This is a genomic window from Pseudomonas sp. E1MeOHC2, from assembly GCF_058745025.1.
The window spans coordinates 5401715-5428137 of sequence record NZ_CP196675.1; the positions used below are offsets into that span (position 1 = coordinate 5401715).

The following is a 26423-nucleotide window of genomic DNA, read 5'->3' on the forward strand; positions in this document are numbered from 1 at the left end:
CCATGCGCTACAGCCTCAAGGCCCTGGGCAGACAGGGCGTGGTGCAGTTGCAGATCGACGCTGAGGACGCCGAGCAGGCGCGCCGTCAGGTCGAGGACCAAGGCTTGCGTGTGGTCAGCGTGAAGGGCCAGGGTGGCGCCTTGCGCGGCATGGCCTGGCGCCGCGAGGCAAGCTTTGACCTTGTGCTGTTCAGCCAGGAGCTGTCGACCTTGCTAAACGCCGGCCTGCCCTTGATCGATGCGTTGGAAAGCCTGGCGGAAAAAGCCCCGACCGCAGCCACGCGCAAAGTGCTGGGCGAACTGGTGCGCCAACTTTATGAAGGCCACTCGCTTTCCCAGGCGCTGGGCCGACAGCCCCGGATCTTCCCGGCCCTGTACGTCGCGCTGGTGCAGTCCAGCGAACGCACCGGTGCCCTCGGCGACGCCCTCGGCCGCTATATCGCCTACCGCCAGCGCCTCGATCTGGTCCGGCAGAAGCTGGTGGGCGCTTCGGTCTACCCCCTGCTGCTGTTGCTGGTGGGCGGTGGTGTAGTGCTGTTTCTGCTCGGTTACGTGGTGCCGCGCTTCAGCCAGGTGTTCGAGGGCATGGGCACCGAGCTGCCGTGGCTGTCACGCATGCTGATGCAGATCGGCTTGTTCCTGCATGCCCAGCAACTGCCGTTGGCACTGGGCAGCGTGGCCGGGATAACCGCCCTGGTGCTGCTGCGCCGCCACCCGCTGGTGCGGCGCTGGGCATCGCGTCAGCTACGGCGTATGCCGGCGCTGCACCAGCGGTTGATGATGTACGAGCTGGCACGCTTCTACCGTTCGCTGGGCATCCTCCTGCAAGGCGGCATACCCATCCTTACGGCGATGGGTATGGCCCGCGGGCTGCTGGGCAGCGCTGCGGCGCAAGGCCTTGAGCAGGCCAGCCAGCGAGTGGCCGAAGGGCTGCCGCTGTCCGATTCCCTGGAGGCGGGGCAGTTGGTGACCCCGGTGTCGCTGCGGCTGCTGCGGGCGGGTGAACAATCGGGCAACCTCGGTGAGATGCTGGAGCGTTGCGCCGACTTTCACGACCAGGAGATCGGCCGCTGGGTGGAGTGGTTCGTGAAGTTGTTCGAGCCGCTGCTGATGACCTTCATCGGCTTGCTGATCGGCTTCATCGTGATCTTGATGTACATGCCGATCTTCGAACTGGCCTCAAGCATTCACTGAATGGCGAGGCTCAGGCTTTCGCGCAATGTCGTGCCTTCGTATTCGGTGCGGTAGACCCCGCGTGCCTGCAGCAACGGCACCACTTCTTCGGTAAAGCGGCGGAACTGGCCCGGATGGCCAATGTAGATATTGAAGCCATCCAGCGCCCGCGCCTCGAACCACTCGGTCATTTTTGCCGCCACCGTTTCGGCCGCACCCACGAATGCGCCTGGGCGCAGCTGGCGGCCGAACTCCACCGCCTGGCGCAAGCTGAAGCCTTGCGCCCATGCCTGGTCGGCGATGCGTTTGGCATTGGTGAAAAAACTGCTGCGCGCATGCTCCAGGCTCTGCTGGGGGAACGGCGCATCCAGGTCGTATTGGGTGAAATCGTGCCACCCAAAATTGCGCCCGAACTCTTTCAACGCCAGGTCAAAATTGTGGTCCTGTTGATGGTAGTGGCGCTCGATTTCACGGGCGTGCGCATCGGTGTCGCCCACGTAGATTTCTGCACCTGGCAGCACCAGCAGTTGCTCGGGATCTCGCCCCAGGCGCGCGGCGCGGCCCTTGACATCGCGATAGAAGGCCTGGCCCTGCTCGATGCTGGCTGCGTGGGTGAAGATCACGTCCGCCGTGGCGGCACCCAGGTCGCGGCCTTGCTGCGAGTCGCCCGCCTGGAAGATTACCGGCTGGCCCTGGGGCGAGCGCTGGATATTCAAAGGCCCCACCACCGAGAAGTGCTCGCCCCTGTGATTGAGCGCATGCATTTTCGACGGGTCGAGGAACTGGCCTGTGGCGCGGTCACGCGGGAAAGCACCGTTTTCATAGGAGTGCCACAAGCCCTGTACCACCTGGACGTGCTCCTCGGCACGGGCGTAGCGGGTGTCGTAGTCGTAATGCTCGTCACGGCCATAGTTGCCTGCGGTGCCGGCATCGCCGCTGGTCACCACGTTCCAGCCGGCGCGGCCTTTGCTGATCAGGTCCAGCGAGGCCAGGCGACGGGCGACGTTATAGGGCTCGTTGTAGGATGTTGTCAGGGTACCGACCAGCCCGATATGCCGGGTGGTGACGGCCAGGGCCGAGAGCAGGGTCAGCGGCTCCAGGCGGTTGAGGTAATGCGAAGGTGAGCCGGGGGTGATGTATTGGCTGTCGACGATGAAGATCAAGTCGAACAGCGCGGCCTCGGCCTGGCGGGCGATGTCTATGTACCAGTCGATGTTGACGCTGGCATCGGCCGGCAGCTCGGGGTCGAGCCAGAGGTTATGGCGGCCAGGGCCGCCGCAGCCCATGGTCAGGGCGCCGAGTTTGATCTTGCGGGTGGTCATGGGGGTTGCTCCAAAATGATGGCGGCTGTTCCGGCCTCTTCGCGGGCAAGCCCGCTCCCACAGGGACCGCGTGGCGCTTTTCCTGTGGAGGCGGGCTTGCCCGCGAAAAGGCCAATACAGGAGAGCTCAGTGGTCGAACGCCGCAGCAAACGAGGTATCGAACAGGTTCGCCGCCGGATACGCCTTGATCAGCCCAAGCCCGGCAAAGAAGTCCACGGTTTTCTGCGCATCGACAATCACCTGGGGGTTGAGCGGCGCCACGTCGGTGCGTGCGCGGGCGAACCAGGCTCGGGCAATGTCACGGTCGGCGCGGGTGCGTTTGGCCCAGGCGTCGGCATAGGCCTCGGTGTTGGCAGGGTTGCTCAAGGTCCAGTCGCGGGCCTTCTTCAAACGCTGCAGAAAATCAGTGATCTGCGCACGCTTGGTATCGACGGCCTTGGCGTTGGCCACCACGAAGCTCTGGGCGGGAATCAACCCTTCGGCGGTGGCCAACACCCTGGCGCCCTGGCGCTCCTGCTGGGTGACATAGGGCTCCCAGGTCGCGATCACGTCCACCGAACCGCCGTCCAGGGCATGCGAGGCATCCAGCGCGCTGAGGTAACGCAGCTCCAGGGCGTCGCGGGGTACGGCGGCCTTGTCCAGGGCGCTGAACAGCAGTTGCTGGCTCCAGGAGCCTTTCCAGATGGCCGCGCGCTTGCCACGCAGGTCTTCAAGGCTATGAATGTTCGAATCCTTGCGCGCCAGAATGGCGACCCCGTCGAGGTTCTGCCGGCTGACTGCGATCACCTTGATCGGCGCACCCAAGGCACCGAGAAACAGCGGCGGCGCATCGCCAAGCAGGCCGATGTCGAGGCTGCCGACATTCAGAGCTTCGGCCACCGGGGAGCCTGCGGTGAACTGCTTCCACTCCAGGGTATAGGGCAAATCGTCGAGCACGCCGGCCGCCTCCATCACGGCACGAGCGTTGAAGCTTTGATCACCGACCACCAGGGTCTGCGCGGCGGCGGCCAGGCTTAGCGAGGTGGCCAGCACACCGGCGGCCAGTTGTTTGAGGTATCGCACATTCGTCTCCAGGGCCCATAAAGGCGCAACGAGTAGGCGATCCGCCCGTGCGGTCTCGACGTCATGAAAAATCAGAAAAGGTATGCGCTTTGAATCTAAGCAATGCGGTGCTTATAAATTATCGTTGTATCAAGCACCTGTGAAATTCGTTCTAGGCATAACCTAATGCCGTGTACCCGACGTATTTCAAAACAGATCGGCATAGCGTGTAAATGCATATTTTGCATATTAGCTTATGAATAATTTTACTTTGGTGAATATTCAGCGAGTTTGCTAGGGTTAATCGAAACCTTCAGCCGAGCCTGAACCATGAGCCAACCCTTACGCCTCGAGCGCCTGCGCCACTTCATCGGCGCGCTTTCGGACCTGCTTGACCGGGCACCCGACGAAGCCACCCTCCTCGACCAAGGCCAGGGCCTGCTGGGCAGTCTGGTCGCCCATGATGACTGGTTGCCAGACGCACTGGCCCAACCGGACCCACACCGCTATCAGCAGTACCTGCTGCATTGCGACTCGCGGCAACGCTTTTCCATCGTCAGCTTTGTCTGGGGGCCTGGGCAGCAGACACCGATTCACGATCATCGGGTCTGGGGGCTGATCGGCATGCTGCGCGGCGCCGAATACTCGCAAGGCTTCGCCCGCACCGAGCAAGGTACGTTGCTGCCAGCAGGTGCGCCGGTGCGTATCGACCCTGGCCATGTAGAAGCGGTTTCGCCGCGCATCGGTGACATTCATCAGGTCAGCAATGCCTTCGACGACCAGGTGTCGATCAGCATCCATGTCTACGGGGCCAACATCGGCGCGGTGAGCCGTGCGGTCTATCTGGCCGATGGCACCGAAAAACCCTTCATATCCGGCTACTCCAATACCCTTCTGCCCAACATCTGGGACCTGTCCAAAGAGAATCCTGCCCCATGAGTACTGTCGCCACCCGTTCCTTCCAAGACATTCGCCGGGCGTTGCTGGCCCATGAAGAACTGGCGCTGATCGATGTCCGCGAGGAAGATCCGTTCGCCCAGGAGCACCCGCTGTTTGCGGCCAACATCCCGTTGTCGAAGCTGGAGTTGGAGGTCTTCGCCCGGGTACCGCGGCGCGACACTGCCATTACTTTGTATGACGACGGCGAAGGGCTGGCTGCCCTGGCTGGCGAGCGCCTGTCGGCGTTGGGGTACAGCGATGTGGCACTGCTTCAGGGCGGCCTCGCCGGCTGGCGCGCAGCCGGCGGCGAGCTGTTCCGCGACGTCAACGTGCCCAGCAAGGCCTTCGGCGAGCTGGTCGAAAGCGAGCGGCACACGCCGTCGCTCGCGGCCGAGCAAGTACAGGCACTGCTCGATGCCAAGGCCGATGTGGTGGTGCTCGACGCCCGCCGCTTCGACGAGTACCAGACCATGAGCATCCCCGGCGGCATCAGCGTGCCGGGTGCCGAGCTGGTATTGCGCGTGGCCGAGCTGGCACCGAACCCGGCCACCCAGGTGATCGTCAACTGTGCGGGGCGCACGCGCAGCATCATCGGCACCCAATCGCTGGTCAACGCGGGCATTCCCAACCCGGTGGCAGCGCTGCGCAACGGCACCATCGGCTGGACGCTTGCCGGGCAACAGCTGGCCCACGGCCAACAACGCAGCTTTACCCACGTCAGCGATACCACCCGCGCCAGCGCCGCCCAACGTGCCCGCGCCGTGGCCGACCGTGCCACGGTCGCGCGGCTGGATCGCGAAGGCCTTGCGGCCTGGCAGGCAGATAACCACCGCACCACCTACCTGTTCGATGTGCGCACGCCCGAGGAGTATGCCCAGGGTCACCTGCCGGCCAGCCGCTCGGTACCCGGGGGGCAACTGGTACAAGAGACCGACCATGTCGCCAGCGTGCGCGGCGCACGTCTCGTGCTGGTGGATGACGACGGTGTGCGGGCCAACATGAGCGCTTCGTGGCTGGCCCAGATGGGTTGGCAGGTCGCCGTGCTGGACGGCCTGTCGGCAGCGGATTTCAGCGAGCCCGGCGACTGGCAGGCACCGTTGCCGGAGCAGCCCCAGGTGAGCGAGATCGGCGTCGACCAGTTGCACGCCTGGCTGCAAGCGCCGGGCACCGTGCTGCTGGACTTCACCACCAGCGCCAACTACGTCAAACGCCACATCCCAGGCGCCCATTGGGCGATCAGGGCGCAGTTGCCGCAGGTGCTGGAGCAACTGCCGGTTGCCGAACGCTTTGTGCTCACCTGCGGCAGCAGCTTGCTGGCGCGCTTTGCAGCGGCCGATTTGCAGGCCCTGACACAAACCCCGGTGTATGTCCTGGAAGGCGGCACAGCACGCTGGATTGCTGCGGGCTTACCGCTGGAAAGTGGCGAAACGCACTTGGCGGCAGTACGCAGTGACCGCTATTGCCGGCCTTATGAAGGCACCGACAACCCGCGCGAAGCCATGCAAGGGTATCTGGACTGGGAGTTCGGCCTGATCGCCCAGCTAGAGCGCGACGGTACACATGGGTTCCGTGTTGTAAGTTAGTGCAGTTGCGCCATGAATGGCGCAAGGTGTCTCCCGGTCGTCAGTGACGCACAAGGTAGGCGCCAGCAGGAACATGCTTTTGCAGCTTCTTGCATTTGCCCGGCGGGGGTTGGTGTCCAGGTGGGCGATCGGGGAACCAGATTCGGCATTTGCCCGGCGGCGGTCTATGGCCTCGCGGCACCTCGAAAGCAGCATCGTCCATGAGGTCTTCAGCCATGGCCACTCGCTGCTGACCGGCAACGCCCTGCAGTTGCTCGGCAGCAGCAAAGGAGACTGATGGAACGGGCTCCGGGGTGGCCTCTGCTTGTATTTCTTGAACTGCCGAAGCCTTTAAAGCACCCGGCGGAGTACCCGAAATCCGGGCGCTGTTCGCCGCCTGAATCAACTGCAGATTGCGACTGCGCAATGCCACGTTACGCCCAACGCGCAGGTTGGAACGCGCCGCCAACACTTCAGCCTGATCGTATTGCCCCTGCTGCAGACGCAGTACACCGAGGTAATGCAGCGTGGCGGGATTGTTCGGCTGGATTTGCAGTGCCCGTTCCAGCGTGGCAGCGGCCTGGTCAAGCTTGCCTTCTGCATATTGCTTGGAGGCCGTTTCGATCAACAGGGTCGAGGCCGTGTTACTGCGTGCAGGCGCCGTGCGTTCGCTGGCGACGGTGAAATCGTATGCAGCGACGCTGAACAACAAGATAAGGACCGACAGCTGACGCTTGCTTGGCATGAGGAAAGCACTCGACGGGTCCAGGATGGGACGGGTTCAAAGGAAGAGGCTATCGACCTGAACATGGCATTGAAGTTCCCAGCTAACCGCACAGCCAGCCCCTTTCAAGCCCCCCCACGCACCCGCCGCATCACCATGCCCACCAGCACCACATTGATCAGCGCCAGCAGGCACAAGGTCACCAACACCCCCATCGAACCAAAGTGCTCAAACAGATAACCACCCACCAGCGGCGTCAAGGCCTGGCCGATCAGCGAAGGCCGCGACATACGCCCCATCAGCAACACGTATTGCGCGGGCGGCATCATCGCCAACGGCAGAAGCCCGCGCACGATCGCCCGCAAGCCATTACCGCAGCCGAACACCAACAGGCCCACGGCTGTGGCCGCCGGCACCAGCGTCACCAGCAGCAGGCCCACCAGCACCAGGCTTACCCAGGCCAGCGCCGTCCAGATCGGGTGGCGCTTGCCCGCCAGAATCTGCAGCACCCGCGACGCCACCTGGCTGGGGCCAAGCATGGCCGCCAGGCCGATCGCCACCGGCAGCGAATGCCCAAGGCCCTGAAGCACGGCCACCAGTTGCACGGCAATGGCCGTCATGATGATCGCGCCAATGGCGAACATGCTGGTCAGCAGCAGGTAGAGTTGGCGATCCACCCCGACTGCGGTGTCGTTTTCCTGCGCCTTGCGCACCTCGACCCGCCCGCCCGGCGGCAACACGCGCCAATACAAAGGCGCTACCACCACCAGCAACACCACCGCATAGCACACGCACGTCATGCGCCAGCCCAGGTGCTCGATGGCCAGTGCCACCGTCGGCCAGGACAGGGTCGAGGCAAAGCCGGCTATCAGGGTGATGCCGGTGATGGCTTTGCCCGCGCCCTCGCCATACAAGCCGCCAAGGGTAGAGAACAAGGCCTCGTACAGCCCCATGGCCATGCCCACGCCGATCACCGCCCAGGCCAGCAGAAACAGCGCCAGGCCATGGCTGGCGGCCATGATCAGCAAGCCCACCGCTACCACCGCGCCGCTGGCCGCCATTTGCGGGCGGCCGCCGTAGCGGGCGACCAGGCGGCTGGACAACGGGGCGAACAGGGCCGAGACCATCAGGCTCAGTGACAGCGCGCCGTATACCCATTGGCTGGGCCAGCCGGTGTCGCGGCTGATCGGGTCGGCCATCACGGCCATGAGGAAGAACGAACCGCCCCAGACCAGGATTTGCAGGACGCCCAGGCAGACGATGCCGAGGGGCCTGGGGATTTTGGGGGTGCTGGTCACGGTAAGGCCTTAGGTCACATTGCGGGCTATTAGTGCCGGCCCTTTCGCGGGGCAAGCCCGCTCTCACAGGAACCTCACCTTGCCAAAGGGTAATCGGGACCTGTGGGAGCGGGCTTGCCCCGCGAAAGGGCCGATGCGGGCACCCTACCATGCCCATCATTGATGAAATATCCCGACATATCATTGCGCGTGATAATAACCTTCGCTGCGTTCGATTCGTGCCTCACGCGCAAGGCACTCACACTCCGCCCACTACTAATACATTGGCGGAGTTCTCCATGGAACAATCACTCAAACCCTTGCGCTTTCCACTCGCTGCCCTGGCAGTCGTAGTGCTCAGCGCTTGCGGTCGAACCCCCGACGCCGTGCAGGCGCCCGCCGCGCCCAAAGTCACCGTTGCCAAGGTGATCGAGCAGCCGATCAACGAGTGGGACGAGTTCACCGGCCGCCTCGAAGCCCCGGAAACCGTCGAAGTGCGGCCACGGGTCTCGGGCCAGATCGACCTGGTCGGTTTCACCGAAGGCGCCCAGGTCAAGAAAGGCGACCTGCTGTTCCAGATCGATCCGCGCCCGTTCCAGGCTGAGGTCCGCCGCCTCGAAGCCCAACTGCAACAGGCCAAGGCCACTGCCATCCGCAGCGCCAACGAAGCCCGCCGTGGTGAACGCCTGCGTGACAGTAACGCCATCTCCGCCGAGCTTGCCGAGTCGCGCAGCAGCACGGCCGCCGAAGCCCGCGCCGGGGTCGACGCGATCCAGGCCCAGCTTGACCTGGCCCGCCTGAACCTGAGCTTCACCCGTGTCACCGCGCCCATCAGCGGCCGTGTCAGCCGTGCTCAGTTCACTGCCGGCAACATCGTCACCGCCGATGTGACCCCACTGACCAGCGTGGTCTCCACCGACAAGGTCTATGCCTACTTCGACGCCGACGAGCGCGTGTACCTCAAGTACACCCAGCTGGCGCGTGAAGGCCAGCGCGGCCAGACCACCCCGGTGTACCTGGGCCTGACCAACGAAACCGGCAACCCGCACCTGGGCCAGATGAACTTTGTCGACAACCAGGTCAACCCGCGCACCGGCACCATCCGCGGTCGCGCCGTGTTCGACAACCGCGACGGCCAGTTCACCCCCGGCCTGTATGCACGCCTGAAGCTGGTGGGCAGCGCCCAGTACGACGCCATGCTGATCAACGACGAAGCCGTGGGCACCGACCTTGGCAAAAAATTCGTGCTGGTCATGGACAAGGACAACAAGGCCACTTACCGCGCCGTGGAATTGGGCCCCAAGCTTGAAGGCCTGCGCATCGTGCGCAGCGGTCTGGCCAAAGATGACCGCATCGTCGTCAAAGGCCTGCAGCGCGTACGCCCAGGCTCGCCAGTCACTCCGGAAGAAACAGCAATGGCCAGCGAGCAGACCCTCGCCGCCCTCGCCCAGCAGCGCCAGGCCCTCGAAGCCAGCAACACGGCGCAGAAAGTAGCGGGTTCCACCGAGAAAGTCGCCAGCGCTCAAGCGCCACGCGGTTAAGGGATCACACCGATGAACTTTTCGAAATTCTTCATCACCCGGCCGATCTTCGCCGCGGTGCTGTCGCTGGTGCTGCTGATTGCAGGTTCGATCTCGCTGTTCCAGCTGCCGATCAGCGAATACCCGGAAGTGGTACCACCCACCGTGGTGGTGCGCGCCAACTTCCCCGGTGCCAACCCCAAGGTGATCGGCGAAACCGTCGCCGCGCCGCTGGAGCAGGCCATCACTGGTGTCGAGAACATGCTGTACATGTCCTCGCAATCCACCGCCGACGGCAAGCTGACCCTGACCATCACCTTCGCCCTGGGTACCGACCTGGACAACGCGCAGGTACAGGTACAGAACCGCGTCACCCGCACCCAGCCCAAGCTGCCGGAAGAAGTGACGCGTATCGGTATCACCGTCGACAAGGCCTCGCCCGACCTGACCATGGTCGTGCACCTGACCTCGCCGGACAACCGCTACGACATGCTCTACCTGTCCAACTACGCCATCCTCAACATCAAGGATGAGCTGGCGCGCCTGGGTGGCGTGGGCGATGTGCAGCTGTTCGGCATGGGCGACTACTCGCTGCGCGTGTGGCTCGACCCGAACAAGACCGCTTCGCGCAACCTGACGGCCAGCGACGTGGTCGCCGCTATCCGCGAGCAGAACCGCCAGGTCGCTGCTGGCCAGCTGGGCGCCCCGCCCGCCCCCGGCTCCACCAGTTTCCAGCTGTCGATCAATACCCAAGGCCGCCTGGTCAATGAGGAAGAGTTCGAGAACATCATCATCCGTGCCGGTGCTGATGGCGAAATCACTCGTCTGAAGGACATCGCCCGGGTCGAACTTGGCTCCAGCCAATATGCCCTGCGCTCGCTGCTGAACAACCAGCCGGCGGTGGCCATCCCGATCTTCCAGCGCCCTGGCTCCAACGCCATCGAGATCTCCGACGAAGTGCGGGCGAAAATGGCCGAGCTGAAGAAGGACTTCCCTGAAGGGATGGACTACAGCATCGTCTACGACCCGACCATCTTCGTGCGCGGCTCCATCGAAGCAGTGGTGCACACCCTGTTCGAAGCGCTGATATTGGTTGTCCTGGTGGTAATCCTGTTCCTGCAGACCTGGCGCGCCTCGATCATCCCGCTGCTGGCTGTGCCGGTGTCGCTGATCGGCACCTTCGCGGTGATGCACCTGTTCGGCTTCTCACTCAATGCGCTGTCGCTGTTCGGGCTGGTACTTGCCATCGGTATCGTGGTGGACGACGCCATCGTCGTGGTGGAGAACGTCGAACGTAATATCGGGCTTGGCCTGAAACCGCTGGAAGCCACGCAAAAGGCCATGAGCGAAGTGACCGGGCCGATTATCGCCACCGCCCTGGTGCTGTGCGCGGTGTTCGTACCTGCTGCGTTCATTTCCGGCCTTACCGGGCAGTTCTACAAGCAGTTCGCCCTGACCATCGCCATCTCGACCGTGATCTCGGCGTTCAACTCGCTGACCCTGTCGCCGGCCTTGGCAGCGGTGCTGCTCAAAGACCATCACGCACCCAAGGACCGTTTCTCGCGGTTCCTCGACAAACTGCTGGGCAGCTGGCTGTTCTCGCCGTTCAACCGCTTCTTCGACCGCGCGAGCCACAGCTACGTCGGTGGCGTGCGCCGGGTCATCCGCTCCAGCGGCATCGCCCTGTTCGTCTATGCAGGCCTGATGGGCCTGACCTACCTGGGCTTCTCGTCCACCCCAACCGGTTTCGTACCGGCCCAGGACAAGCAGTACCTGGTGGCCTTCGCCCAACTGCCGGACGCCGCCAGCCTCGACCGTACCGAGGCGGTGATCAAGCGCATGAGCGAAATTGCCCTGAAGCAACCTGGCGTGGCCGATTCGGTGGCCTTCCCGGGCCTGTCGATCAACGGTTTCACCAACAGCCCGAACAGCGGCATCGTGTTCACCCCGCTCAAGCCGTTCGATGAGCGCAAGGACCCGAGCCAGTCGGCAGCCGCCATCGCCGCCGCGCTGAATGCCCAGTTCGCCGACATCCAGGACGCCTACATCGCGATCTTCCCACCGCCGCCGGTACAGGGCCTGGGCACCATTGGCGGCTTCCGCCTGCAGATCGAGGACCGCGGCAACCTGGGTTACGAAGCGCTGTACAAAGAAACCCAGAACATCATCACCAAGAGCCACAACGTGCCGGAGCTTGCGGGCCTGTTCACCAGCTATCAGGTCAATGTCCCGCAGGTCGATGCCGCCATCGACCGAGAAAAAGCCAAGACCCACGGCGTGGCGATCAACGACATTTTCGACACGTTGCAGGTGTACCTGGGCTCGCTGTACACCAACGACTTCAACCGCTTTGGCCGTACCTACCAGGTCAACGTCCAGGCCGAGCAGCAGTTCCGCCTCGATGCCGAACAGATCGGCCAACTGAAAGTGCGCAACAACCTGGGCGAGATGATCCCGCTGGCGACCTTCCTCAAGGTCAGCGACACCTCCGGGCCTGACCGCGTCATGCACTACAACGGCTTCATCACCGCAGAAATCAACGGTGCAGCCGCCCCGGGCTACAGCTCCGGGCAGGCCGAAGCTGCCATCGAGAAACTGCTCAAAGAGGAACTGCCCAACGGCATGACCTTCGAGTGGACCGATCTGACCTACCAGCAGATCCTCTCCGGCAATACCGCGTTGCTGGTGTTCCCGCTCTGCGTGCTGCTGGCGTTCCTGGTGCTGGCGGCCCAGTACGAAAGCTGGAGCCTGCCGCTGGCGGTGATCCTGATCGTGCCGATGACCCTGCTGTCGGCCATTACCGGGGTGATCATCTCGGGGGGCGACAACAACATCTTCACCCAGATCGGTTTGATCGTACTGGTGGGCCTGGCGTGCAAGAACGCGATCCTGATCGTCGAGTTCGCCAAGGATGAACAGGCCAAGGGCCTCGACCCGCTGGCCGCGGTACTGGAAGCCTGCCGCCTGCGTCTGCGGCCGATCCTGATGACCTCGATCGCCTTCATCATGGGCGTGGTACCGCTGGTGTTCTCCTCCGGTGCCGGCTCGGAAATGCGCCACGCCATGGGTGTCGCGGTGTTCTCGGGGATGATCGGCGTGACCGTGTTCGGGCTGTTCCTGACCCCGGTGTTCTTCTTCCTGATCCGCCGTTTCGTCGAACGTCGCCAGGCCCGCAAGGCCGCACGCGTTCAATCGCTGGAGAGCCACGCATGAACCTGCTCAAGCCCCTGACCCCGAGCCTGCTGGCCTTGGCCCTGGCAGCCTGTGCGGTAGGCCCGGACTACAAGACACCGGACACCGAGCCTGCCCATTTCGACGCTCAAGTGCAGGCCAAGGCCTACGACCGCAGCCGCTTCGAAAGCATCTGGTGGAAGCAGTTCGACGACCCGGTGCTGAACCAGCTGGTGCAGGCCTCGCTCGACGGTAACCGTGACCTGCGGGTGGCCTTTGCCCGCTTGAAGTCGGCCCGTGCGATCCGCGAGGACGCAGCGAACGACCAGTTGCCGGTGGTCACCAGCCGTGTCAGCAGCGAAATCGGCAAGGGCCAGGTCCCCGGCCAGACCGAGCAACGGGTCAACAGCGAACGCTATGACCTGGGCCTGGACATGGCCTGGGAGCTCGACCTGTTCGGCCGTATCCAGCGCCAGATCGAAGCCAGCCAAGCGCAGGAAGCGGCCGCGGCCGCCGACTTGCAGCAGCTGCAAGTCAGCTTGATCGCCGAACTGGTCGACGCCTACGGCCAGCTGCGGGGCGCACAGTTGCGCGAGAAGATCGCCCTGGCCAACCTCAAGACCCAGCAGGAATCGCGCACCATCACCGAAACCCTGCGTGATGCCGGGGTCGGCAACGAACTCGACGTGGTCCGGGCCGATGCGCGCCTGGCCGGGGTCGAAGCCACCGTGCCGCAACTTCAGGCCGAACAGGCGCGTGCCCGTCACCGCATCGCCACCCTGCTTGGCCAGCGCCCGGATGCACTGAGCGTCGATCTGTCGCCCAAGGCCTTGCCGGCCATCGCCAAAGCGCTGCCGGTGGGCGACCCCGGTGAACTGCTACGTCGCCGCCCGGATATCCGCAGTGCCGAACGCCAGCTGGCCGCCGCGACGGCCAATGTCGGTGTGGCCACCGCGGACCTGTTCCCACGGGTCAGCCTCAGTGGTTTCCTCGGTTTTACTGCGGCGCGTGGCTCGCAGATCGGTTCTTCGGCGGCCAATGCCTGGGGCCTTGGCCCGAGCATCACCTGGGCCGCCTTCGACCTGGGCAGCGTGCGCGCCCGCCTGCGCGGCGCCAAGGCGGACGCCGAAGGCGCCTTGGCCACCTATGAGCAGCAAGTGCTGCTGGCCCTGGAAGAGTCGGCCAACGCCTTCAGCGATTACGACAAGACCCAACAGCGCCTGTTGTCGCTGATGCGCCAGAGTGATGCCAGCCGCAAGGCGGCACAGCTGGCCTCGATCCGTTATCGAGAAGGCACGGTGGACTACCTGGTGCTGCTCGACGCCGAGCGCGAGCGCCTGAGCGCCGAAGATGCCCAGGCCCAGGGTGAGGTCGAGCTGTACCGCGGTATCGTCTCGATCTACAAGGCCCTGGGCGGTGGCTGGCAGCCAGAGACGGTGGCCAGCACGCACTGACTCAACCCCTTGCAACGACTCCTTTGGTTGGTTCCTCCCCCAACCGTTTGCCCCGCTGGCCTCGGCCTGCGGGGCTTTTTTTTGGCGCTTTGCAAAGCGGTAACAGCCGTAGACCGGCGGTTGCATTTGCCCCTTGGCTGGCCCAAGCTTTGCCCTTCCTGCCGCCACGGACCGTCCGATGCCCAGACGCAACCGCTACCTGATCGCCTTGCTGCTGCTGATTCTGCTGGTGTTCATGATCGGCTACCTGCAGCGGGACGACCAACCGGCACCCGCCACGCTGCCCGCGCACAGTTACGCCAAGGCCCTGCGCCAGGCCCATGAAGGCTTGCCAGGTGCTGCGCGGGTGCTGTACCAGCAGTTGCAACGTAACGACCTGGCGCCCATTCGCCGCGCGGCCCTCTATGCCGAGCTGCCCAATTACCCCTCCCCTCAGGCGCTGAAGCTCGCGCGCCTGGACCTGGAGCATGCAGACCCGCTGGTGCGCCGTGCCGCCATCGCCGGCATTCGTCGCTTGCTCCCTGCCGCACAACGCAGCCTGGTGCTGGGCCCCCTGCTGGATGACGCGGAGCAGAGTGTACGCTTCGCTGCCGTAGACGCCCTGCTGGGCCTCGACCCGGACGCCATCGGCCTGTATTTCGGCCCCTTGCAGTCAGCCCTTGAGCAGTATCAGCAGGCGCTGGAACAGCAACCGGACGACGCCGACGCCCAGGTGCACCTGGCGCGCCTGTACCTGCACGAAAACGACTACACCCAGGCCGCCACCGCCTTGCAACGAGCCCTGACGGTGGCACCGGGCAATCTGGACGCCCTGGCAACCCAGGTACGCCTGCTGGAACGCCAAGGTCATCTTGACGCCTCTCGGCAGGTGCTGGCCAAGGCCTTGCTCCTGAGCCCCGACTCTGCCTTTTTGCAATACGAACTGGGGCTCTGGCTCAATCGTCACGAACAGCGCGAATACGCGCTGCTCGCCGTGGCACGCGCCGTGGAGCTGGAGCCGGACAACGCCGACTACCGCTACACCCTGGCCATGACCCTGCATGAACTCGAACAGGTCGATGCCGCGCAGCGGCAGCTGGAAACCGTGCTCAGTCGACAACCGGCCGATCGCCGGGCACGGCTGTTGCTGATTCAGTACTGGAAAGAAACCGGCCAATTGCAGAACGTCCAGGTGCTGCTCGCCGAGCTTGAGCGGCAGAACCCGGACGATCCGGTGCTGCAACAGGGGCTGTAGCCCTGCTGAGGTGAATTGTTGAACCCTCGTTCATACCCTGTGGTCCAGAGATTATCTGGGGGCAAGGCCCGGTACGGGTCCTGCCCATCACCACAGGAGCGTCACTTTGGCCAGTACGCTAGCGCTGGACGAACGTGCCTTGATACTGGCACCTCCACAACTTGCTGCGGACACCGCTCGTTTGTTGGCGACCCTTGGCATCGAGAGCCTGTGCGCCCTTGACGACGCCAACCTGCAGGCCTGCCTGAGCGAAGGCGCGGCCCTGGCGATCATTGCCGAGCAAACCTTCTGCAACGGGCCCAGCGTGCCTTTACAAGGTTTTATCGACCAACAGCCAAGCTGGTCGGACCTGCCCATCTTGTTGATCATGGATGCCCCTTCGACGGCCGCCGGTTCCTCCCACCCTCCCCAAGGCAACCTGATGCAGTTGCTCTGCCCGCTCGATGACAATCAAGTGTTGCAACTGATTCGCATCGCGCAACGCAACCGTCGCCATCAATACCTGGCACGCGATCAACTGTCAGCACTGCAGCAGCGGATGGACGCCCGTAGCCAGGAACAACACAGCACCGAGATTGCCCGCACGCAGATCCGCAAAATGGAAGCTGTTGGCCAGTTGGCCGGTGGCGTTGCCCATGACTTCAACAACCTGCTGACCAGCATCGGTGGCAGTTTCGAACTGATCGAACGGCGCTTGAAGCAGGGCCGCAGCGATAGCCTGGAAGGCATTTTGCGCATGGGCCAGGAGGCGGTGTCGCGCGCAGGGCGGTTAACCCATCGCCTGCTGGCATTTTCCAGCAGGCAGTCCTTGCACAGCCAGCGCGTGGACTTGCGCGCGCTGCTGGAAGCGAAGCGCAAGAGCGTCGACCTTGGCCAGGCGGTGACGTTGCAACTGCACGCCCCCGCCGACCTCTGGCCAGTGGAGGCCGACGACGGGCAGTTGCAGGAAGCCCTCGACAATCTGCTGCTCAATGCCTGCGAAGCCATGCCCACCGGCGGCCTTTTACGCATCGAGGCGAGCAACCAGCAGATCGAGGCTCAGCAGTTCGCCGGTGGCGCCCTGAACAGCGGTGAATACCTGCGCTTGAGCGTCATCGATGACGGCCAGGGCATGTCGCAGAGCACCCTGGAACACGCTTTCGAACCGTTTTTCAGCACCAAACCCGTCGGCCAGGGCATCGGCCTCGGCCTGTCCATGGTGTATGGCTTCAGCAAGCAGTCGCATGGGCATGTCACCCTCCACAGCACGATCGGCCATGGCACACAGGTCGATCTGTATTTGCCGCGACATATTGGCCAAGCCAGGCCCGCCCCCCCGCCCGCCGGGCCTGCGCAGGAGAGCAAAGGCCCTCAGGTACTGGTGGTTGAAGACGACCCTGATGTTCGTCAATTGCTCTGTCAGGCGCTTTGCGAAGACGGTTTCCCTTGCCAAACTGCCGCCAACGCCAGTGAAGCGCTTCAGGTGCTACGTTCAGCGCTAAGGATCGACCTGCTGGTCAGCGATGTCGGCCTGCCCGGCATGAATGGGCGGCAACTGGCGGAGATCGCGCGCACTCTGCACCCGCAGTTGCCGGTGCTGTTCATCACCGGCTACGCGGAAACGGCCATAGCGCGGGAAGGGTTTCTGGGCGCGGGGATGCACTTGATCTGCAAGCCGTTCGAACTCAGGCAGTTGCAGGCGCAAGTGACGCAGATCCTTGGCAAGCCCTGAGCCGCCTCAATTGGCAAGCATGTCCAGGGCCTGGCCTGCCAACTGCTCTAGCGCAAACGGCTTGAGCATCAACGCGGTGCCGGGCTGATCAAACAGTTGGGCTTCGATGGGCTGATCGGTAAACCCTGTGATGAACAGAATCTTCTGCGTGGGCTTGAGCATACGCATTGCCTTGGCCACTTGCCGACCGCTGAAACCACCCGGCAAGCCGATATCAGTGATCACAAGGTCAAAATGCCCGTCATGGCGAAACCGATCCAGTGCGGCATTGGCATCTGAAACATCAGTCACGGCAAAACCACGCTCGCTGAGAAACTCGCGCATTAACGAGCGCAGGTTGAGCTCATCATCGATCAACAGCAGGCGCTCACCTTGCGCCCGTCCGGTACTCGGCACACAGACCGGCGGATCTGCCGGTATCGGTGCGTGGCTGCGCGGAAACAGCATGGAGACTTTTGTTCCTTGGCCTGGGGTCGATTCGATCCAGACATAGCCACCCGACTGCCCGACAAAGCCGTAGACCATCGGCAGGCCGAGCCCCGAGCCCCTCCCCAAGGGTTTGCTGGTAAAAAAGGGTTCGAAGGCCCGGGCGAGCTCTGCAGCCGACATCCCATGGCCATTATCTTGCACATGCAATGCCACGTAGTCGCCAGGCGGTAGCCCGCTCTCATCCGGAAAATGCGCAGTCAACCGTTCATTCACCGTACGGATCGAGACGCTACCACGGTCAAGGCAGGCCTCACGGGCATTCGCGCAAAGGTTGATCAAGGCATTTTCAAACTGGGTTACGTCGACGCTGACTGCCCACGGCGTAACATCCAGTTGCCAATGCAGGCTCATTTCCGCGCCCAGCGCCTGCAGCAACAACGGCTCGATCAAGGACAGTTGCCGATTGACATTCAGTGGCTTTGGATCGAGGGGCTGATGGCTAGAAAACGCCAACATCCGGTGGGTCAGGTTCATGGCGCGCTGCACCGAATCGCGCGCGAGCTCGACATAGGTCTCCAAGCGCTCAAGACGCCCCTGCAGCAGACGACGCTGCAACAATTCAAGGCTGCCACCGATACCTGACAGCAGGTTGTTCATTTCATGCGCCATCCCGCCCGCCAATTGGCCAATGACTTCCAGGCGTTCACTGTTGCGCAACAGTGCCTCGGATTGACGGGTGGCTTCTTCGCGATCCGCGGTGATGTCGCGGCCTACGGCTGTCAGCAAGTTGCCATCGAATTTGGCGGTCCAGCGAAACCAGCGATAGTGGCCATCCTGGTGACGCAGGCGGATATCGATCTGCTCGGCATCCTTGTCCTGCACAAAACCTGAAACCGCCACCTGCACTTCAGCTCGATCCGCCGGGTGGATCAGCTCCAGTATCGGCATGCCCTGCGCCACATCCTCAGCCCAGCCCAGGGCTCGGTGCCAGGCCGGATTAGCAGCCTGCAGCGCCAGGTCACGGGTGATGATCATCATGACATCGCGCGACAATCGCCAGATCTGTTCACGGTCGGCCAAGTAGCGTTCAAGCTGCTTTTCAAAGATTACCGCCTGTTCGCGCCAATGATGATGCGCCTCGACGCTGGCCGTGGTTTCGATGACCGTGTGAAGAAAGCCTGCAACGCAGCCCTGCTCGTCGCGAATCGGTGAGTAGCCAAAGGCACACCACAGTGGCTCTCTGTTCTTGCCACATTCAATGCGCAGTGGCGGGTCCTCGACAAAGCTCGATCGCCCTTCGAGGGCCTTGAACACCCAGGGCCCCATCTCATGCCAGGCATCGCTCCAGCGCGCGTCGAACGCCTGCCCCAGTGCATCCTGGCCATCGCGGTGCAGCATCCGATAGGCATCGTTATGAACCACGCTCAGGTCCGGCCCCCACACCACCGCACACGGAAAGGGCGACAACAGCATCATGTCGATGGCAATCCGCAGCGAGGCCTGCCAACGAGGCAACGGCCCGAGCGAGGTGCGCGCCCAATCGAATTGGGCTATGCGCTCGCCCATGGGGTCTACCGTAGACGTGTTCGACGTCAGCAAGGTGACCTGCGGCGCAGGATCGCGTGGGGTGCGGTGTGCGACCAATCTTGTGACTCCAATAGCGGGTGGGTGGCGACGATGTTCACGTTAGCACAGCATGGGCAGCATTTATGGCGTACCGCCATGCTGCAGCTATGCTGATTAGGTTTTCCACTGAGCCATGGAATAACGGTCCCCTTAGGCTGGCGATGGGAGTGTGGTCATGAGCAAGAAGATGCTGGTAGTGCTGACCAATACGGCCAAGTACCCGAAACTCAAACGGGCAACCGGGCTGTGGTTGGGCGAGGCCGTGCATTTTGTCGCGAAAGTTGAGAAGGCAGGTTACGAAGTCGACTATGTCAGCCCCCTGGGCGGGTACGTACCTGTCGACCCGCACAGCCTGCAGCTGGCCCCCGACCTTGACTGGCAGTGGTACGACGACAAGCGGTTCATGAGCCGCCTGGGCGCCACGTTGAGCCCAGGGCAGGTCAAGGCCGACGACTACAGCGTGATTTATTACACCGGCGGGCATGGCGTGATGTACGACTTTGTCGATAACAAGCCGATTCAAGACCTCGCACGCAGGATCTATGAGAACAAAGGCATTGTCGCGGCTGTCTGCCACGGTGTTGTCGGCCTTTTGAACATCAAGCTAAGTGACAACAGCTTGCTGGTGAAAGACCGTCAGGTCACTGGTTTTTCCACTATCGAGGAGCAACTGGTTGAGCTGGACAAGGTCGTGCCTTTTCTTACCGAAAATGAGCTGGTTGCCCGTGGCGGTATTTACAGCAAGCACGATGAGCCATGGGAACCTTTCGTCGTCGGCGATGATCGCCTGATTACTGGGCAGAACCCGGCATCCACAGGCACCCTCGCCGATAAGGTACTCACGAGGCTCAAGGCAAAGTGACAACTTACGACTGATTACTCTGTTTCCCGAAGTTCAGGCCGTACTCGGACTACATCCTGCATGCCTTTCAATACATAGGCTCTCAGGTCATCTGCCCACCACGGGCAGCCTCAGACTGGAGAGCAATGGCCCTATGTCGAAAATCATGCATGCCGGACGCAGTTTGCTGGAGTTGTTGCTCATCATGGCGATCGGGCTGGTACCGGTGGTTTCCGGTTTGCTGGTAATGGTGTTTCAACTGGAAAAAAAACTGGAGGAAAACGCCCAGGTCTCGGTTCAGGAAGCCGTGTTCACCATCGACAAGGTGCTGGACCGCATGCACCGCACCGCAATGCTTGCCCAGCCTTTTGCAGGGAAGACGTGCGCAGAAGCCCTGAGCGCATTGCACGACCAGGTGGCCCGTGACCCCTTGCTACGTTCGTTGACCCTGGTGCAGGACCAGGAAGCGTACTGCAGCACCCACACGGAATCGCTGGAGCACTTGTCATCCTTTGCCCAATCCCGGCAGGATGTTGAACTGGCATTCGACTCGCCCGTGCTTCCCAACGCGCTGGTTACCCACTTTCAAGACCCGGACAGCAATCCAGGAGTGATTGTGACGGGCTATGCCACGGAGCTTCGCAATGAGTTGCGTGCGTTTCAGGATGGCTTGATGCTGCTTCTGGAGTTCGGCGACCAGTACATCTGGAGCCATGGAGACAGTCGCGACCCACAGCGGCCTTCACAGTCCGAGTATGCGCAAAGGGCGGTCTCCGCCAAGTATGGGTACGTCGTCAGGGGCGGCTACGGTCAAGGCTACACCGCACAGGAAATCCGCCAGTCGGCGCTGCAGATTCTTCCTTCTCTGGTGCTGGTAGGGATCGCGACCGGCTCGATCATCTACTGGGGCTTGTTCCGGGCCCGGGGCAACAGGCGTGGCACCGCCGCCAACAAGGCATGACGGCGGTACCCGAACACATCAATCGGTGCTCAACACGCCCCGACGAACCTGGTCCCGTTCGATGGATTCGAACAGCGCCTTGAAGTTACCTTCGCCAAAGCCATCATCGCCCTTGCGCTGGATGAACTCGAAGAACACCGGCCCGAGCAAGGTCTCCGAGAAGATCTGCAGCAGCAAGCGCTTGTCGCCCTGCTCTGAAGCGCCGTCGAGCAGGATGCCGCGCGCTTGCAACTGGTCGACCGGCTCACCGTGACCGGGCAGGCGCTCTTCGAGCATTTCGTAGTAGGTTTGCGGCGGCGGGGTCATGAAGCGCATGCCGATGCCCTTCAGGGCGTCCCAGGTCTTGAGCAGGTCATCGGTCAGGAAGGCCACGTGCTGGATGCCCTCGCCGTTGAACTGCATGAGGAACTCTTCGATCTGCCCGGCGCCCTTGGACGACTCTTCGTTGAGCGGGATGCGAATCATACCGTCGGGTGCGGTCATGGCACGCGAGGTCAGGCCGGTGTATTCCCCCTTGATGTCGAAGTAGCGGATTTCGCGGAAGTTGAACAGCTTCTCGTAGAAACCAGCCCAGTAGGACATGCGCCCACGGTAAACGTTATGGGTCAGGTGATCGATGATCTTGAGGCCTGCACCGACGGGGTTGCGATCCACGCCTTCGATGAAGTTGAAATCGATGTCGTAGATCGAGCTGCCTTCCTCGAAGCGGTCGATCAGGTACAGCGGCGCGCCACCGATACCCTTGATCGCTGGCAGGCGCAGCTCCATCGGCCCGGTTTCGATCTCTACCGGCTGTGCGCCGAGCTCCAGGGCACGGGCATAGGCCTCATGGGCATTGCGTACGCGAAACGCCATGCCACACACCGACGGGCCGTGTTCGGCGGCAAAGTACGAGGCAATGCTCTTGGGTTCGTTGTTCAGAATCAGGTTGATGCCGCCCTGACGATACAAGTGCACGTCTTTGGAGCGATGGGTGGCGACCTTGGTAAAACCGAGTATCTGGAAGACCGGTTCGAGCACGCCCGGTGTCGGCGATGCCAGCTCGATGAACTCGAAGCCCATCAGGCCCATTGGATTTTCGAAAATATCTGCCATGTTCATGTCCTCATCTACAGCGAAAAATTAGTGATTTCCGGGGATGCAGAACACAAAAGGCGGTGAGCACGGGATGCCGCGCACGCTACGAGCGAGGAAGTCACCAATGATCAGTTTGAACCCATGGTTTGTCATATGGACCCATTCTCGGCGGGCTTGATTCTCCGGATGTGGAGAACCTTATTGTTGTATTCGTAACCGGATTCTACATTGCGTAAATTGCTTTGTCGCGCTTTAGTTCGCCACCCTCCCCGACAAGCGGCTATTCTCTGCACGTTATCTTCATCAGATTAGGCCAGTATGCCCCTTACCCGTAAACGCCGCGCCGGCTGGAGTTGGCGCAACCTGCTCCCTTTGGCGATCGGGGTACTCCCGGTGGCCTGCGGCCTGGGGGTCATGAATTGGCAGATCGACCGTGAGCTGCGTGCCGACAGCCATGCCACCACCGCTCAGGTGATCGCCCATGTCGAACGCATACTCGACACAGCGTCCAATACCGCACAAGCACTGCTGCCGTTGGCGGGCAGCCCATGCGAGCAGGTGCAACTGGCCCTGCGCGGCCAGGTCACACGTAACGCGTTCGTGCGGTCCACCAACCTGTTCCAGCACAACACGCTGTATTGTTCCTCGCTGTTCGGTGAGTTCGATGAGGCCGTCGACGCCGGCGACTACGCCAGCGGCACGCTGTGGTTGATGGATGGTAACTCGGTAACGCCGGGCCATGCCCTGCTGGTGTATCGGGCCAGCGACGGCGATCGCGGTGCGATCAGCACCGTGGATGGCGACCACTTGCTCACGGCGCTGCGGCTTATCGGCCCGGATGAAACACTGCAGATCCGCGTTGGCAACAACTGGATGGGCAAGGACGGTGTCGTCCACGAAGGCTCACCGCCCACGGCGGCGACTGCCGCGGTGATGCTGAGCTCGACGCGTTACCCGTTCAGCGTGTACGGCGGCTATGGCGCCGACAAGCAAGGCCAACTGCTGCTCAACCACTACCCTGCCCTGCTCAGCCTGCTGCTGATACTCGGTGCGGTGGCCGGGGTTGCGTGCCATTGGCAGGTCCGCCGTGCCACCTCGCCACGCGCCGAACTGCAGCGGGCCCTGGAGGCCGACGAGTTTCTACCGTACTTCCAGCCCGTGGTACGCAAGGGTGATTACCACTGGGCCGGTGCCGAAGTGCTGATGCGCTGGAACCACCCCCGTGAAGGCCTGGTGCGCCCCGACCTGTTCATCCCCTACGCCGAACACAGCGGCCAGATCGTCGCCATGACCCGCGCGCTGATGCTGCATACCGCGCAGAGCCTGGCGCCGTATGCCGCGCTGCTCGAGGACGGTTTCCATATTGGCATCAACATCACCGCTGACCATTGCCGCGACCTGAGCCTGCTCGACGACTGCCGGACCTTTCTTCAGCATTTCCCGCCAGGCCGGGTGGCGCTGACCCTGGAGTTGACCGAGCGCAAGCTGATAGAAGCCACCCCGGTAACCCTGGAGCTGTTTGAAAAACTGCATGAGATGGGCGTGATGATTGCCCTCGACGATTTCGGCACTGGCCAGTCGAGCCTCAACTACTTGCGTCAATTCAAGGTCGACTACCTGAAGATCGACCAGAGTTTCGTCGCCATGATCGGCGGCGACGCACTGTCGCTGCACATCCTCGACACCATCATCGAGCTGTCGGGCAAACTGGGCCTGGGCATCGTCGCCGAAGGCGTCGAAACCGAGACCCAACGCGACTACCTGGCCCGGCACGGTGTGGACTTTCAACAAGGCTACCTGTTCGCCAAGCCCATGCCGCCGGACGCCTTTCTCGAAGCGTTGGCCGCTCGCCCTGGTGTCTCGCGGTTGCCGCAGGACGCGCCCCCTGAGATCATGCGCGGCTGATCCAGCCGCTCAACTCCCCTAATCGAGGCACTCGTGTCAAAAGGTATCCTTTCATCGGTCATGGCGTCCTGCTTGTTTGCCGTGATGTACTTCTATACCTCCCTGCTCACGCCGCTCGATGGCGAAGAGATCTTTGGCTGGCGCACGCTGTTGACGCTGCCCTGCCTCACCCTGTTCATGCTTGCCTCGAAGGACTGGAAACGGGTCGGCGAGCTGCTGGCGCGGGTACGACGCACCCCGGCGCTGCTGCTGGGGATGGTCGGTACGTCCTGGCTGATGGGGGTGCAACTGTGGCTGTTCCTGTGGGCGCCGCTGCACGGGCGCAGCCTGGAGGTGTCGATGGGTTACTTCCTGCTGCCGCTGACCATGGTATTGACCGGGCGCCTGGTCTACGGTGAGCGCCTGTCCCACCTGCAGAAGGTGGCCGTGTGCTGCGCCGCGCTGGGCGTCGGGCACGAGCTCTACCAGCATGGCAGCTTCGCCTGGGAAACCCTGGTGGTGATGATCGGTTACCCAATCTACTTCGTGCTGCGCCGACGCTGCCGCACCGACCATCTGGGTGGCCTGTGGTGCGACATGTGCCTGCTGTTGCCGTGGGCCCTGTACTTCGTGATCCAGGGGCCGTTGTCACCTGCTGACCTGCAGGCCCACCCTGGCCTTTACGCCTTGATCCCAGTACTGGGGGCGATCAGTGCTTCTGCCCTGATCGCCTACGTGCTGGCCAGCCGTCTGTTGCCGTTCAGCCTGTTTGGCCTGCTCAGCTACGTCGAGCCGGTATTGCTGGTGGGCGTGGCCCTGTTGCTGGGTGAAAGCATCGGCCCGGATCAGTGGCTGACCTACCTGCCGATCTGGGCCGCAGTGCTGGTGTTGGTGGTCGAAGGTTTCAAGCACCTGCTGCGTCAGCGTCGCCGTTCGGTATAAGCCGTACCTGGCGCACCCGCCGTTCTTCGACAGCCTCCACGGTCATGATCCAGCCATTCCAGGCCAGGCGATCCCCTACCACCGGCAGGCGATCCAGCAAGCTCATCACCAGGCCCGCGAGGGTCTGGTAGTCCTCGGTGGCGCGGGCGCTGAAGCCGGTACGCGCCTGGAGCTGGCTGAGGTTCAGGGCGCCGCTGACGACAAAACCATTACCTTCTTCAACGATCCCTGGGCCCTCTACCTCGCTTGCATCCGGCAGTTCGCCGGCAATCGACTCAAGGATATCGGTCATGGTCAAAAGGCCGGTGAAATCACCGAATTCGTTGACCACGAAGGCGATATGGGTCGATTGACCGCGCATCTGTTCAAGCGCGTTGAGGATGCTGAAGCTTTCCAGCAGATTCAACGGGGTCCGCGCCATGCGCTCCAGATCTGGCTGGCTACCCGACAGCAACTCCTTGAGCAGCTCCTTCTTGTGCACGAAACCCAGTGGCTCATCGATGCGGCCATCGCGGATCAGCGGCAGGCGCGAGTAAGGCGAGTTGGCCAAGGCCTCGGAAATGGCCGCGGCCGGTTGCGCAAGGTCGATCACATCGACTTCGGCACGCGCGGTCATCACCGTACGGATCGGGCGCTCGGCAAGGTTAAGCACGCCACTGATCATCACCCGCTCACGGCGGTCGAACAGCACCTCTTCACCCCCACCTTCGACCAGGTCGGCGATTTCCTCGCCCACCTCGTCGGCCTCGACCCGACGGCCACCCAGCAGGCGTAGCACCGCATGGGCAGTGCGCTCACGCAGTGGCCGGTGCTGCTGCAGGCTGCGCTTGCGGCGCGCGCGGGCCAGCTGGTTGAACACCTCGATCAGAATCGAGAAGCCGATGGCCGCGTATAGGTAGCCTTTCGGAATATGGAAACCCAGACCTTCGGCAGTCAAGCTGAAACCGATCATCATCAAGAAGCCCAGGCACAGCATGATCACGGTCGGGTGGGCGTTGACGAAGCGGGTCAGCGGCTTGCTGGCGACAATCATGATGCCGATCGAGAAGATCACCGCGATCATCATGATCGACAGCTGCTCGACCATGCCCACCGCCGTGATCACGGCGTCCAGCGAGAACACCGCATCGAGCACGACGATCTGCGCAACGATTGGCCAGAACGCCGCGTGGCGTACCGCACCGCTGGCCTGGGTGACATGCCCTTCAAGCCGCTCGTGCAGCTCCATGGTGGCCTTGAACAGCAGGAAGACACCACCGAACAGCATGATCAGGTCACGGCCCGAGAAGCTCTTGCCGAACACCTCAATCAGCGGCGCGGTGAGTGTCACCATCCACGAGATACTCGCCAACAGGCCCAAGCGCATGATCAGCGCCAAGCTCAAGCCGATGATCCGCGCGCGGTCGCGCTGATGGGGCGGCAACTTGTCGGCCAGGATGGCGATGAACACCAGGTTGTCGATACCCAGCACCAGCTCGAGGACGATAAGCGTCAACAGGCCTAGCCAGGCCGTGGGGTCGGCTAGCCATTCCATTA

At 62.7% G+C, this 26423-nt stretch carries 19 protein-coding genes; 12 read left to right on the forward strand and 7 right to left on the reverse strand.

Features of this window, described 5'->3' with window-relative positions; all coding sequences use genetic code 11:
- Positions 1-2: 2 nt before the first annotated feature.
- Positions 3-1193: a type II secretion system F family protein gene (locus ACSSU5_RS24510; protein WP_264313233.1), complete on the forward strand. Its 1191-nt coding sequence runs from the start codon at positions 3-5 to the stop codon at positions 1191-1193.
- On the opposite strand, the gene ACSSU5_RS24515 is transcribed toward ACSSU5_RS24510, so the two are convergent.
- Both ACSSU5_RS24515 and ACSSU5_RS24520 read right to left on the reverse strand, forming a co-directional pair.
- The gene (locus ACSSU5_RS24515; RefSeq protein WP_492560076.1) at positions 1187-2494 is read right to left on the reverse strand and encodes an LLM class flavin-dependent oxidoreductase; all 1308 of its coding nucleotides are present in this window, start codon (positions 2492-2494) and stop codon (positions 1187-1189) included. The two genes, ACSSU5_RS24510 and ACSSU5_RS24515, sit on opposite strands and share 7 nt — an antisense overlap.
- A 126-nt stretch (positions 2495-2620) precedes the next feature.
- Complete coding sequence (locus ACSSU5_RS24520; RefSeq protein ID WP_492560077.1) at positions 2621-3556, reverse strand: ABC transporter substrate-binding protein; 936 nt, start codon at positions 3554-3556, stop codon at positions 2621-2623.
- A gap of 309 nt (positions 3557-3865) precedes the next feature.
- Here ACSSU5_RS24520 and ACSSU5_RS24525 point away from each other — a divergent pair, with 309 nt between their 5' ends.
- Both ACSSU5_RS24525 and ACSSU5_RS24530 read left to right on the forward strand, forming a co-directional pair.
- Positions 3866-4474 (forward strand): cysteine dioxygenase family protein, encoded by a 609-nt coding sequence (locus ACSSU5_RS24525; protein WP_264313230.1) that lies wholly within the window; start codon positions 3866-3868, stop codon positions 4472-4474.
- On the forward strand, positions 4471-6057 hold the full coding sequence (locus ACSSU5_RS24530; protein WP_492560078.1) for a rhodanese-related sulfurtransferase: 1587 nt from the start codon (positions 4471-4473) through the stop codon (positions 6055-6057). The genes ACSSU5_RS24525 and ACSSU5_RS24530 overlap by 4 nt, the downstream gene beginning before the upstream one ends.
- Before the next feature lie 40 nt (positions 6058-6097).
- On the opposite strand, the gene ACSSU5_RS24535 is transcribed toward ACSSU5_RS24530, so the two are convergent.
- Both ACSSU5_RS24535 and ACSSU5_RS24540 read right to left on the reverse strand, forming a co-directional pair.
- On the reverse strand, positions 6098-6781 hold the full coding sequence (locus ACSSU5_RS24535) for a tetratricopeptide repeat protein (protein ID WP_492560079.1): 684 nt from the start codon (positions 6779-6781) through the stop codon (positions 6098-6100).
- Between the two features lie 104 nt (positions 6782-6885).
- Complete coding sequence (locus ACSSU5_RS24540; protein WP_492560080.1) at positions 6886-8058, reverse strand: MFS transporter; 1173 nt, start codon at positions 8056-8058, stop codon at positions 6886-6888.
- Between the two features lie 278 nt (positions 8059-8336).
- On the opposite strand from ACSSU5_RS24540, the gene mexE reads away from it, so the two are divergent.
- The 5 genes from mexE (at position 8337) to ACSSU5_RS24565 (ending at position 17127) form a co-directional block, all read left to right on the forward strand.
- On the forward strand, positions 8337-9578 hold the full coding sequence (gene mexE, locus ACSSU5_RS24545) for a multidrug efflux RND transporter periplasmic adaptor subunit MexE (RefSeq protein WP_264313226.1): 1242 nt from the start codon (positions 8337-8339) through the stop codon (positions 9576-9578).
- Between the two features lie 12 nt (positions 9579-9590).
- Positions 9591-12770 carry an efflux RND transporter permease subunit gene (locus ACSSU5_RS24550; protein WP_264313225.1) on the forward strand — a complete coding sequence of 1060 codons (3180 nt, stop codon included), beginning with the start codon at positions 9591-9593 and terminating at the stop codon, positions 12768-12770.
- Positions 12767-14182: an efflux transporter outer membrane subunit gene (locus tag ACSSU5_RS24555; RefSeq protein ID WP_264313224.1), complete on the forward strand. Its 1416-nt coding sequence runs from the start codon at positions 12767-12769 to the stop codon at positions 14180-14182. Before ACSSU5_RS24550 ends, ACSSU5_RS24555 begins: the two co-directional genes overlap by 4 nt.
- A 178-nt stretch (positions 14183-14360) precedes the next feature.
- The gene (locus tag ACSSU5_RS24560; RefSeq protein ID WP_264313223.1) at positions 14361-15416 is read left to right on the forward strand and encodes a tetratricopeptide repeat protein; all 1056 of its coding nucleotides are present in this window, start codon (positions 14361-14363) and stop codon (positions 15414-15416) included.
- Positions 15417-15522: 106 nt separating this feature from the next.
- A complete protein-coding gene (locus ACSSU5_RS24565; protein WP_492560081.1) occupies positions 15523-17127 on the forward strand; it encodes a response regulator in 1605 nt (534 codons plus the stop codon).
- A gap of 6 nt (positions 17128-17133) precedes the next feature.
- On the opposite strand, the gene ACSSU5_RS24570 is transcribed toward ACSSU5_RS24565, so the two are convergent.
- Positions 17134-19200 (reverse strand): ATP-binding protein, encoded by a 2067-nt coding sequence (locus ACSSU5_RS24570; protein WP_492560082.1) that lies wholly within the window; start codon positions 19198-19200, stop codon positions 17134-17136.
- Positions 19201-19357: 157 nt separating this feature from the next.
- Here ACSSU5_RS24570 and ACSSU5_RS24575 point away from each other — a divergent pair, with 157 nt between their 5' ends.
- On the forward strand, positions 19358-20044 hold the full coding sequence (locus ACSSU5_RS24575) for a type 1 glutamine amidotransferase domain-containing protein (protein WP_492560083.1): 687 nt from the start codon (positions 19358-19360) through the stop codon (positions 20042-20044).
- 133 nt (positions 20045-20177) lie between these two features.
- Entirely contained in the window at positions 20178-20984 is an 807-nt protein-coding gene (locus tag ACSSU5_RS24580; RefSeq protein ID WP_492560084.1) for a CSS-motif domain-containing protein, read from the forward strand.
- Between the two features lie 18 nt (positions 20985-21002).
- Here ACSSU5_RS24580 and hppD read toward each other — a convergent pair whose 3' ends face one another.
- The gene (gene hppD / locus ACSSU5_RS24585; protein WP_264313218.1) at positions 21003-22079 is read right to left on the reverse strand and encodes a 4-hydroxyphenylpyruvate dioxygenase; all 1077 of its coding nucleotides are present in this window, start codon (positions 22077-22079) and stop codon (positions 21003-21005) included.
- A 300-nt stretch (positions 22080-22379) separates the two neighbouring features.
- On the opposite strand from hppD, the gene ACSSU5_RS24590 reads away from it, so the two are divergent.
- Together ACSSU5_RS24590 and rarD are read left to right on the forward strand one after the other, a co-directional pair.
- Positions 22380-23966: an EAL domain-containing protein gene (locus ACSSU5_RS24590; protein WP_264313217.1), complete on the forward strand. Its 1587-nt coding sequence runs from the start codon at positions 22380-22382 to the stop codon at positions 23964-23966.
- 33 nt (positions 23967-23999) lie between these two features.
- A complete protein-coding gene (gene rarD / locus ACSSU5_RS24595; protein ID WP_492560085.1) occupies positions 24000-24887 on the forward strand; it encodes an EamA family transporter RarD in 888 nt (295 codons plus the stop codon).
- Here the strand turns inward: rarD and ACSSU5_RS24600 are convergent.
- Positions 24850-26421, reverse strand: a complete 1572-nt coding sequence (locus ACSSU5_RS24600) for a TerC family protein (protein ID WP_492560086.1) — start codon at positions 26419-26421, stop codon at positions 24850-24852. The genes rarD and ACSSU5_RS24600 overlap by 38 nt on opposite strands.
- Positions 26422-26423: the final 2 nt, after the last annotated feature.